Below are 10,869 nucleotides of genomic sequence, written 5' to 3' on the forward strand. Positions count from 1 at the left end.
GCCGTCTACACCGTCTCGAATTCTTCCAACCCGAATAGCCGAGCGCTGAAGGTCTTTGCCTACCTCGGCGGCCGCGTGCGCATGTGCGATCCGAGCAGGACTTTGTCGAGTGAGCATCCCGATGGCTGCTGACAAACACTTTCCTTTGCCGCGATCGCGCCGGCCTCAAAGCGGCGTGGTACTCATCGAGGTGCTGGTAAGCCTGCTTGTCTTTCTACTTGGCGTGCTCGGCGTCGTGGCGCTCCAGGCGCGAGCCGTGCAGTTCTCGGTGCAGTCCGAAGACCGTTCGCGGGCGGCGCTGCTCGCCAACGACCTCGTGTCGCAGATGTGGGCAGAACAGAGCACGAGCCTGTCAAGCGCCAAGCTGGACGCGTGGAACGACCAGCTCACCGATACCAAGCACGGACTCCCAGGCGCGAGCGTAAAGGTTGGCGAGGCCGACTCGAACGGCGTCGTGACGATCATTCTCAAGTGGAAATCCGTCGGCGCTACAAACGCGGACGCCGCATCGAATCAGTACGTGACGCAGGTGGTGATTCCATGAGGATCGTGACAAGTCGCCGACGTGAAGCCGGCATGACGCTCATCGAGCTGATGGTTGGCCTGCTGGTCGGCATGCTCCTGACACTCGCGATATTCGAGGTGATGGCGACCTTCGAAGGACGCAAGCGAACGCTGAGCTCGGTCAACGACATCGAACACGCCGGCCAGCTTGCGCTCTACAAGATCGATAGCTGGCTTCGAAGTGCCGGCTCGGGCTTGCCGCAGTCGGCTACGTATGCATATGGATGCCCCGTGTATGCATCGAAATCGAGCGTACCGATTTTGCCCCTGACGAAAACACTCGATGCACCTTTCGAGAGCGTGAATCCAGGAAAGAGCGGCGTGTTCCGCGCAGCGCCTGTGCTGATCCTGCCGGGCCAGACCACGCCGGGCGCGAGTGGATCGAAATCAGACGTTCTCGTGGTGATGGCCGCGTCCGGTGACAGCGGGACGCCAGTGCCATTCACCGAATCGGGCGTCGCGACGAGTTCGTCGCTCGATCTGCAAAACACCGTCGACTTCAGCGCGAACGATCTCGTCCTCGTGGCCGACCAGCAAAGCCTGGCGGGCGGTGCGAGAAAGCCCTGCATGGTGGGACAGGTGAGCAGCACCTTCACTACCGGATCGGCACCCCCCCTGGCTCTTTCAGGAGCCTATCAGGCAGAAAGCGCAACACTCACCAACTATTCGTCGTCGACCGTCGCGATGAAGCTGGGCAACGTCGCATCCGGGCGCACACCGCTCTTCATGCTGCTCGGGGTAGGCGACAACAACGTTCTCTACAGCTACGACCTCTTGCGCATAAACGACGACGCTCCCCAGGCGCAGGCCGAGGGCGTGTTCGAGATGCACGCTGTCTACGGTGTGGACACCAACAACGACGGCAAGATCGATGCATGGGTGTCGCCTTCCACCGGCAATTACGCCCTGAGCGTGCTGTCCGCGGGCGACCAGATCGCGGCCACACGCCTGGCTCAGATCAAGGCGATCCGCGTGGGGCTCATTCTTCGCACCTCTCTCGCAGAGAAGGATGTTGCTCCCAACTTGCCAATCACGCTCTTCGCCGACCTCGAGAAGCTCGGCCTCGCTTACCCACGCACCCTGAGCGATCAGGAGCAGCACTTCCGCTACCGCACGCTGGAAACAACAATTCCCGTGCGCAACAACGCTTTCTAGCCAAGTGAGGCGAACCGTGAACCGTCGTCCCGTTCCGCCCCAAGGCCGCCGCGCAAGACAGCACGGCATCGTCATGCTGATCACCTTGATCGCGATGGTGGTGCTCATGATCGGCGCCGTCGCGATGGTTCGCTCATTCGACACCTCGTCCATCCTCGCGGGCAATCTCGCTTTTCGACGAGACCTCACGAACCAGGGCGAGCGTGGCATTGCACTCGCCCGCGCAGCGTTCACCGGCAGCGGCGCCTTGAGCGCCGAGACTGCGCGCAACTCCGACCTCCTGAACTCGGCCAACTACTCGTCGATCAAGCTCGAAACCAACGCACAGGGCATTCCGAAGCTGCTCGTCAAGGACAGCCTCTTCTCGAGTGCCGGCATGAAGGAAACCACCGATTCAACGCAGGGCATCACCGTGCGCTACGTCGTGGACCGGCAGTGCACGGGCCATGGCCCCCCCGACGACAGCAGCTGCGTCATCGCGACCGGCAGCCCCGATCCTAGCGGCAGCGCCTGGCTTCAAAAACCCGGCGGGGAATCGCGGCCCGTGTACCGCGTCAGCGTTCGCGTCACCGGTCCGCGCAACACGCAGGCCTTCTTCCAGACCACGTTTGCCTACTGAACTTGAGGCGCTGATGAATTCCACTTCGTCGACCCGGCACTCTGCCGCCACCTTTGCGCGGCGACTTTTTACCGCTGCGCTTTTCTCCGTTTCGCTGCTGCCCGCCGCGTCCTTCGCGCTGGACCTCGCGGACAGCCCACTGTTTTCCACCGACGCGCCGCCGGGCAACCTGATCCTTGCACTTTCTGTGGAATGGCCCACGGCGACGACGCCTGCGTACCCCAGCACCACGCCGTACAACGCGACGAGCACCTTCCTTGGCTACTTCGATCCGGCCAAGTGCTATCGCTACGTTGTACAGAAGACCGGCACCAAGACCGCACCTGATTACTCCACGAGCTATTTCGCGCCGCACAGCGCTGGAACCGACCACGCGTGCAGGAGCACCGAGAGCGTGCCGCTGTGGAGCGGAAACTATCTCAATTGGTCATCGATGCAAACGCTCGACGCGTTCCGGTGGGTTCTGACGGGCGGCTATCGCAGTGTCGACACGACGACCATGACCGTCCTCTCCAAGACCTATGCCGCAAGCGAGAGCCCTGTGATTCCGGAGAAGACATTGGTCACGGATTCGCTCGCGGGCGCCACCCCGTTCAGGGCGGACGCATGGACATCCGGCGCCACGACGCGCCTGCGCAACCTCGGGCGCCGCATGTGGATCACGAGCACGAACACCGGCGATCACGGCACCGGCACCGCCGGCACCAGAACCTCCGGCGCCACGCCCTATACGGGACAGAACTCGTGGGTGAACAGTTCGTCGTCGGACTACGCCAATCCCGCGACGACCTACGAGCTCTACATCAATGTGCTGGTGTGCGACCCGAAACATGGCCTGGAAAGCAACTGCACCCCGTACGGCACGAACTACAAGCCCGAAGGTCTGATGCAGGCCTATTCATCCAGTCTGCGCTACTCGGCCTTCGGCTACTACAACCACGGCGATAGCAATCAGCAGCGCGACGGCGGCGTCATGCGTGCCCGCATGAAGTACATCGGCCCGATGCAGCCGGTGCCAGGCTCCGAATCCACCCCCAACAACAATGCCGAGTGGGATGCGAGCACCGGCGTCATGACGACCAATCCCGACGAGGCCGACGCGGACGACACAAAGAAGTTCGCGGCGGCCGCGGGATGGACCGTGTCGATCACCGACAGCGGGGTCATGAACTACCTCAACAAGTTCGGAAACTACGCGCACTCCTACAAGAGCTATGACCCAGTAAGCGAACTCTTCTACGCTGCCCTGCGCTACTACAAGAACCTGGGCAACGTCAGCGCGTACACGACCCTGGCGGGCGCCGGCGATTCAAACACCGCCGCCAAGTGGCTCGATGGATTCCCGGCCATCACGAGCAACGAGGTATGGCAAGCACGCGGCACCGCCTACGGCAGCCCCATTCTCTACAGCTGCCAGAAGAACTTCATCCTCGGCATTGGTGACGTCAACACCCACCGCGACGCCAACCTCTACGGCAGCACGCTCCGAAGCGCCCTGGAGCCCGACATGCCGAGCGAAGTCGCTGCCGACACGAGCACCAATGTGAAGACGGCGACTGACATGGTCGGCCAGCTCGAAGGGTTGAAGAGCGGCCACCTTGGCGACCTCTACGCCGACTCGAGCAGCAGAACCTGCCGCAGCAATGCAGAAAAGTGCAGCTCCTACTACATCGCGGGTCTCGCGTACGACGCGCACACGAACGACATCCGCACGGACATGCCCGATAAACAGACTGTCAATACGTACTGGATGGACGTCATGGAGAATCAGGTCTATAAGAGCAAGAACCAATACTGGCTTGCGGCCAAGTATGGCGGCTTCGAGACCCCTGCGAACTTCAGCCCCTACTCTGGTTCGAACGGACCGACCACCCTTGACGACAGAACTTGGTACAAAAGCACCGACACGCTGACGGTGGACGCTTCTTCCTTGAATTACTCCACTAACAACGGCAATGTCGATAAGCGGCCGGACAACTACTTCCCGGGCAGCCAGCCCGATGCAATGAAGAGCGGCCTCACAAAGGCCTTCGCGAAGATGGCCAGTGAGACGAAAACGGGGACGAGCACGGCCTTGTCGCTTGCGTCACCCAACGTGACGAGCAACGGCACGATCAGCTACGCAGCGTCCTACGAACCGAAGGATTGGACTGGGCAACTCATCGCGACCAAGGTGAGCTTCAAGAGTGACGGCACGCCCTCTGCCGCCCTGCAATGGGACGCGCGCGATGTGCTCGATTCGATGGTCACGGCCAAGAACTCGTCGGCTCGCAAGATCGTCACCTGCTGCACGACCGACAACGCGGCGCTGCCCTTCACCTACAAGGAATTGACGAAGTCGAGCCTCAGTCCGCGTACCTATTTCACGTCGTTCTCCAACGTGCCGGATGTCGACAAAAAGTCGCAATCGGCGTCGAATTTCGTCGCGTATCTTCGCGGCGAGTCGGCCCAGGAAATCGCAAACGGGGGCAGCTACCGCAACCGTTCGCACCTGCTCGGCGACATCGTCAATTCCAAGCCCATTGCCGTGGCCGGTCCGCGGGCGACCTACTACGACACGGACAACCCCGGCTACAGCGCCTTCAAGAGCCAGCACGCAGGCCGCACAACGGTCGTCTATGTGGGCTCCAATGACGGCATGCTGCATGCGTTCGACGGTTCGACCGGCAGCGAAAGTTCCGGCAAGGAACTGTTCGCCTACATCCCGAGCTTCGTCTACGGCGACTCAAACTCGGCAACCACCTCCGGCCTTGCATCGCTTGGCAGCGCGAGCTACGCGCATCACTTTTTCGTGGACGCGACGCCGACTGTCGTCGACGCGAACTTCGCCAATACGTCCGGCTCGAATCAGACCGCCGCCGACTGGCGCTCCGTGCTCATCGGCGGACTCGGCAAGGGCGGAAAGGGCTACTTCGCGATCGACGTGACAGATCCAAGTTCATGGACCACCGACGACAGGGTTGCGAGCAAGGTGCTGTGGGAATTCACCGACTCACGTATGGGCTACAGCTACGGCACGCCGAGCCTCGTGAAAACGAAGAAGTACGGCTGGGTCGTGATCTTCACCTCGGGATACGGAAACAGCGATGGCAAGGGCTACTTCTTCTTCGTGAATCCCGCCACAGGTACGCTGCTCGAAGCGGTTGCCACACCAGAGGGTTCCACCTCGTCTCCTCTGGACATCGCGCATCACACAGCGTTCGTCCCTGACTACACCGACTTCACCGCTGACGCGATCTACGCGGGCGACATGCAAGGCAATGTGTGGCGCCTGGACGTGAGCGGCACAGGCAACTACGCGAGCCCGACGAAGATCGCCAAGCTCGCCAACGACAAGGGCACTTCGCAGGCCGTGACGACGCGGCCTCTCGTTGAGACCGACCCTAACTCGAAAAAGCGCTACGTGATGATCGGCACCGGACGTTTGCTGGCCGACAGCGACATCCTGAGCCCTGATTTGCAATCGTTCTACGCGATCATCGACGGCACCAGTTCCTTTGGCGGCTTCTACAGCGCGTCCACGCTACCCAGCAGCGCAACTCTTCCGATCACTCGCAGCCAGCTTCAGGCCAATGCCGATCTAGTCGCGGGCATCGGCAGTGCGCCCACATCGGTGATGGGTTGGTACTTCGACTTGGGTTCGAGCAACGGCATCGCCGAACGCATGAACGTGCAGCCGGTGGCAAACGCAGGAAGCGTCGCCTTTGCGGCCAACTTGCCGAACGGACAGACCTGCTCGTCCTCGGGAACGGGACGGGACTTCGTGGTGAGCTTCGCCACGGGCAAGACGCAGATGATCGGCACGGACAACAGTCCGGCGATCTCGCAGGCATCGAACAGCGTCATCACCGATCTCTCGTACCAGCGCGTGAACGGCAAGTTGCGCGTGTACAGCGGCTCGGGCAACGGCAGCGTCGTGAGGATTCCGGCGAACTTGAGCACAGCCGCAGGACTGAAGCAGCTCAACTGGCGCGAAGTGAAGGCGGTGGACTGAGTGGCGGCTCGCATGAGGCCGCGAGCCGCAGCCATCGGCTTTGCGGCAGGGGCCTCGGTGATCCTGCATGCAGCCGGGATGGGATGGCGCGGCAGTATTGATGAGCATGCGACCGCCTTGCAGACAGGCGCAACGCCGGCGATGACGACGCGCTGGGTGCAGACAGTGGCTGCGAAGTCGTTGCCTGCTCCTGCTCCTGCTCCTGCTCCTGCTCCTGCTCCCATGGCAGCACGTGCCACCGAGCGCGTGGTGCCATCGCCACTAAACCGCTTCTATCCGCGGGAGATGCTCGACCGCCCCGCCCTGCCTCGATCCGATGTGGACTCCGACATGCTCGAAGGCCTCGAGCTGTCAGGCCTGCCGATTCGCGTGCGCGTCTACATCGACGAATTGGGACGTGTCGTCGACGCGAAGATATCGATCGCCAGTGAACTCGACGCACGAACGCTGGACGCGGTGAGAAGCATGTTTCTCGCGACGCGCTACATCGCCGCCCGGCACGACGGGCGGGACGTCGCGTCCTACCAGGACGTTCAAATCGAAATTTCCAGTTCGCCCTGAAGGCATTGAGGTGCGAGACCAATGGTGAACCGGTACTCGCGAGGAATTGGCAGCCGTGCTCGTCGCGCAATGCTTTCGAATTTGGCCATGTCCTTACTGACCAGTCGCCACGAGCCGGCGCCGAACCAGAGCGGCTAGCCTGTCTCGCATCGTGTTCGCATCGCCTTTTCGGTTCGCGAAGATGCTATTCGCCTGATTCACCAAAGCCTGCGCCTGGGCGCGGCGCCCTGATTCGGCATAGGCTATGCCGAGCCAGGCCAAGGCATCGCCATGAAGGGTGCTGCGCCGATCCAGAAACTGTTCTCCCAATGTCACGGCGCGCTGAAAGTGCCGCAAGGCATCTTCCCCACGGTCAGTCGCCAACTCGGCCCGTCCACCAAGGATCTCTGCTTCGCGCATCCATGAGCGAAACCATGTGGGGCGAACACTGGTTTCGATCCGCTTTAGCACGCTCGAGGCGATGACTTTCGCGTCCTTGGGCCGATCCTGGGCGAGCCGGAGTTCCGCCGTCAAGATGTCCTGCGTGAGCACATCGGGAGACAAGGGGCTCAACTTGTCTCCTTCAACATGGTTCAACGCCTCGAGGATCACGGCCGCTCTATCCACATTCCCTTCTCGAATTGCAAGCAATGCCGATCCCAGCCGAAGTGCTTGCGCCTCCTTGTGTCCTGGCATCATGAGCTGCCGACTCGCCTCGAGCAACGCCTGCGCTTCGGTGTAGCGGGCACGGGCGATCAGGAGTTGCAGTTGGACGGGCCTGAGCCACTTTTGCAGCCCCTGCTGAGGCTCATTGCCCGCAGCCACCTGTGCGGCGTACTTGTCGAGCCAGGCTTGCGCGCTGTCATACCTGCCACGATCCGCGTCAGCCTTGGCTAAAAGCGTGTAAAGGCTCGCCACATCTCGCATGGGACTCAGCCTGCCTACCTTGATGACGACATCAGCCTCTTCGACAAGCAGTGACTCTGCCTCGTCAAACATACCCATCATGACCAGGAACTCTCCCAGGAAATATGCAGAGTGTTCGGTCATGAGATTGCCGGCTCCGAGCAGGCGTGTGGCGCCGGAAAACGCCTTTCGGCACGCCGACTCCGCCCCCAACGGATTGCCAAGATGCGATAGCGCAACGCAATGAAGCTGATTGCCGAGAATCCGGTGAATGGGGTTGGGCGACTCGACGAACTCCTTCTCGCCGAGCGTGGTCTCGACCTGCTGGTAGTTGCGAAGAAGAAGCTGGAAGGTCGCCATTCCATGCAGCGAGTTCACATACTCCTCGCTTGACGGATATTGCTTCAGCAGTTCCTGCGCATTCGCGCTATGGACCAAAGCCTTGCTCACATCCCTCGCACTGACAGCCAGCGCCAACAAGCATTCCGCTCTGGCAAGTCGCAGAACATCTTCCTTCTCTTGTGAATCGTTGGCACGCAGCCGATTGGTCGCCTCTTCGACCGCCCGCCGCCCTTCTTCTTCCGCGTTGGTATCGGCCGTGCCCAGCGTCGACTCACTGAAGTCGAGCAACGCATCGATCAATTCGCGGTGGCCCGGATCTGGTTGCGAGCGTGCCAGCGCGATGCGGCTGCGCTGGATGCGGGTGACATCGTCACCAAGCGCGAGCTGCTTGTACATGTCTCCGAGTGTTCGATAGAGCGTCAGCTTGACAGCTGGAGCATCCGCGAGCGAGCTATCGATACGCTTTGCACCGATATCCAGCAGTTCGCGCGCTGTGGTGTTCCGCGCGGCGACCTGATCAGCCTTGCCCGTTGCGTTTGCGCGGAAGATGCCATCCATGAAGCTCATCGCCGCCTCGGCTGTGCGCTTGCCTTCGAGTGCAAGGCGGGCTTGTTGCGTCGCTTCCTTCGCTTGATCGATCGCGACGGCGAGGCCGATCGAAAGACTCATGGTCACAAGCACCGCGGACACCGTGACCACCCGGTTGCGCTGCACGTACTTCGCAAACCGATACCACGTGCCATCGCGACGGGCAAGCACCGTTTGGCCGGCCAAGTATCGTCGGATGTCGTCCGAGAAGGGTGCGACGCCGATGTATCGCCGCGAACGCGACTTTTGCAGGGCTGTCAATACGATGGTGTCGAGGTCGCCGCGCAGACTGGCGGAAAGCCCTTTCGCCGAGGTTCCCCACCGCTCGGGCTGGCGGCACTGTCGCGCTGCGACACTGGGCGGCTCGATTTCCGCGCGAAGAATGGCCTCTTCCATCGCTGCACGCGTTGGACGATCCACGCGATAAGGCCGTCGGCCGGTGAGCAGCTCGTACAGCACGACGCCGAGCGAATAGACGTCCGAGGCCGTACCGACGTCCTTTCCCTCGATTTGCTCCGGCGAGGCATAGCTCGGCGTCAGCGCGGGAATTCCAAGCTGCGTGTCGTGAGCGTTGCCGGCGCCATCTTCCAGAAGCTTGGCAATACCGAAGTCGAGCAAGTGCACGTACCCGTCGTATGACACCATCATGTTGGATGGCTTCAGATCACGATGCACGACGCGATGTTGGTGTGCGTAGTCAACGGCAGCGAGGACCTGAAGAAACAGTTCCAGGCGTTGCTTCACGCCCAGCGACAGGTCGTTGCAGTAGTCCAGAAGCGCTCGGCCCTCGATGTATTCGAGTGCAAGGTAAGGCCGACCATCGTTCGTGACGCCGGCGTCATAAAGACGCGCAATGTTGCGATGCGTCAGCGATGCAAGAATTTCGCGCTCACGGCTGAAGCGCAGCGATAGCTTGGCGCCGCTCATCCAGGCGTGCGGCAGTTTCAATGCCACCAGGCGATTGATGAGCCCGTCCTGCCGGGACGCCAGCCAGACTGAGCCCATGCCCCCGCGGCCCAACTCCCGAATAAGCTTGTAGATCCCGAGTATCTGGCCGGTAGCCAAAGGCGCCACCATCTCGGAACTATCGAGGCCCGCGATGGGAGGCAATGAGCTCAGGAAGCCTGAGTTCTCTTCCTCCCCGTCCGCGATCATCGCTTTCAGTGCATCCTTGAGCTCCCTTTGCAGGTCAGCGTGCCCCTCCGCCCAAGCTGCGCGCTGCGCAACTGGAACGTCCTGCGCCTCTTCCCAAAGGCGGGCAAGCGTTGCGAGATCCCCAGTGTTGAGTAAAGGCATGGCCTGGCGGCATCACCGTCCCATGGAGACGCGCAGCAATGCGCGGGCCTTCTCCCAGTGGCGGCGGATCGTTCGTTCGTTCAGATTCAGGGCCTCGGCGATTTCCAATTCCGAAAACCCGCCGAAGTAGCGCATTTCGACCACCCGCGCCAGATGGGGGTCGAGCTTGGCCAAAGACTGAAGCGCCTCGTTGACCTCCAGTATTTCGTTCACCGACTGTATGGCGACCTGATCCGCTTCTGTCCCCATCGTGAGGTCGGCGATTCCTCCGCCGCGGCGCTCTGCATGGCGGTGGCGAATGTGATCCACCACCACGGTTCGCATCACTGTGGCGGCGTAGGCAAGAAACTCCGACTTTTCCTTCAGTTCCGGAACGTGGCCACCGGACAACTTCAGGAAGCATTCGTGAACCAGGGAAGTGGTGTCGAGAAGCGTGAAACGCTCATTCCTATGCAAACGGGAGCGAGCGATCCGCCGCAACTCGCGATAGGTCTCATTGAACGATTGCAGCAGATTGGAGTTCGCCTGCGCGCTGGCGGAAGAACTGGGGCCTTTCAAGGAAGCTCCTGGGACAAGTACAACCTTCCTTATGTATCAGCTCCTTCGGCATCCACGTGTCCGACCTGCCCTGTTCAGATCAAATCTCAATGGCCTCGTGAATTTGTGCCGCGGGGGAATTTTTGCTCGTCATTGAAGCGTCACCGCGGTCATGCCAAGACTCGCACCGATGAGATCGGCCTCATCACAAGACCCGACAGCCCAGGGGCTGAGAGGCTGAGAGGCTGAGAGGCTGAGAGGCTGAGAGGCTGAGAGTATTTCGATCATGCCCGCTCATCACGCCAAAAGACCCCTGCTCGTCGTTGCA

At 61.3% G+C, this 10,869-nt stretch carries 7 protein-coding genes; 5 read left to right on the forward strand and 2 right to left on the reverse strand.

Going from position 1 to position 10,869, the window contains the following annotated elements; genetic code table 11:
* Positions 1-121: 121 nt before the first annotated feature.
* The 5 genes from pilV to AC30NL_RS08295 are packed head-to-tail and all read left to right on the forward strand — an operon-like array spanning position 122 to position 6,893.
* Positions 122-544 carry a type IV pilus modification protein PilV gene (gene pilV / locus AC30NL_RS08275; protein WP_489463525.1) on the forward strand — a complete coding sequence of 141 codons (423 nt, stop codon included), beginning with the start codon at positions 122-124 and terminating at the stop codon, positions 542-544.
* Positions 541-1,719: a PilW family protein gene (locus tag AC30NL_RS08280; RefSeq protein ID WP_489463526.1), complete on the forward strand. Its 1,179-nt coding sequence runs from the start codon at positions 541-543 to the stop codon at positions 1,717-1,719. The genes pilV and AC30NL_RS08280 overlap by 4 nt, the downstream gene beginning before the upstream one ends.
* A 16-nt stretch (positions 1,720-1,735) precedes the next feature.
* Positions 1,736-2,338, forward strand: coding sequence for a pilus assembly PilX family protein (locus AC30NL_RS08285; RefSeq protein ID WP_489463527.1), 603 nt, complete (start codon positions 1,736-1,738; stop codon positions 2,336-2,338).
* A 13-nt stretch (positions 2,339-2,351) separates the two neighbouring features.
* Positions 2,352-6,332 (forward strand): pilus assembly protein, encoded by a 3,981-nt coding sequence (locus AC30NL_RS08290; RefSeq protein WP_489463528.1) that lies wholly within the window; start codon positions 2,352-2,354, stop codon positions 6,330-6,332.
* Positions 6,333-6,344: 12 nt separating this feature from the next.
* The gene (locus AC30NL_RS08295; RefSeq protein ID WP_489463529.1) at positions 6,345-6,893 is read left to right on the forward strand and encodes an energy transducer TonB; all 549 of its coding nucleotides are present in this window, start codon (positions 6,345-6,347) and stop codon (positions 6,891-6,893) included.
* Positions 6,894-6,986: 93 nt separating this feature from the next.
* Here the strand turns inward: AC30NL_RS08295 and AC30NL_RS08300 are convergent, their stop codons facing one another.
* Both AC30NL_RS08300 and AC30NL_RS08305 read right to left on the reverse strand, forming a co-directional pair.
* A complete protein-coding gene (locus AC30NL_RS08300; RefSeq protein ID WP_489463530.1) occupies positions 6,987-10,004 on the reverse strand; it encodes a serine/threonine protein kinase in 3,018 nt (1,005 codons plus the stop codon).
* A gap of 12 nt (positions 10,005-10,016) precedes the next feature.
* A complete protein-coding gene (locus AC30NL_RS08305) occupies positions 10,017-10,562 on the reverse strand; it encodes an ECF-type sigma factor (RefSeq protein ID WP_489463531.1) in 546 nt (181 codons plus the stop codon).
* Between the last annotated feature and the right edge of the window lie 307 nt (positions 10,563-10,869).

Origin of the sequence: Rhizobacter sp. (assembly GCA_021153565.1) — a bacterium.
GTDB lineage: Bacteria > Pseudomonadota > Gammaproteobacteria > Burkholderiales > Burkholderiaceae_C > Albitalea.

Excerpts from the sequence above, each read along its gene's own strand:
- pilV (WP_489463525.1), top strand. The coding sequence starts at position 122 with ATGGCTGCTGACAAACACTTTCCTTTGCCGCGATCGCGCCGGCCTCAA.
- AC30NL_RS08280 (WP_489463526.1), top strand. The coding sequence starts at position 541 with ATGAGGATCGTGACAAGTCGCCGACGTGAAGCCGGCATGACGCTCATC.
- AC30NL_RS08290 (WP_489463528.1), top strand. The coding sequence starts at position 2,352 with ATGAATTCCACTTCGTCGACCCGGCACTCTGCCGCCACCTTTGCGCGG.
- AC30NL_RS08295 (WP_489463529.1), top strand. The coding sequence starts at position 6,345 with ATGAGGCCGCGAGCCGCAGCCATCGGCTTTGCGGCAGGGGCCTCGGTG.
- AC30NL_RS08300 (WP_489463530.1), bottom strand. The coding sequence starts at position 10,004 with ATGCCTTTACTCAACACTGGGGATCTCGCAACGCTTGCCCGCCTTTGG.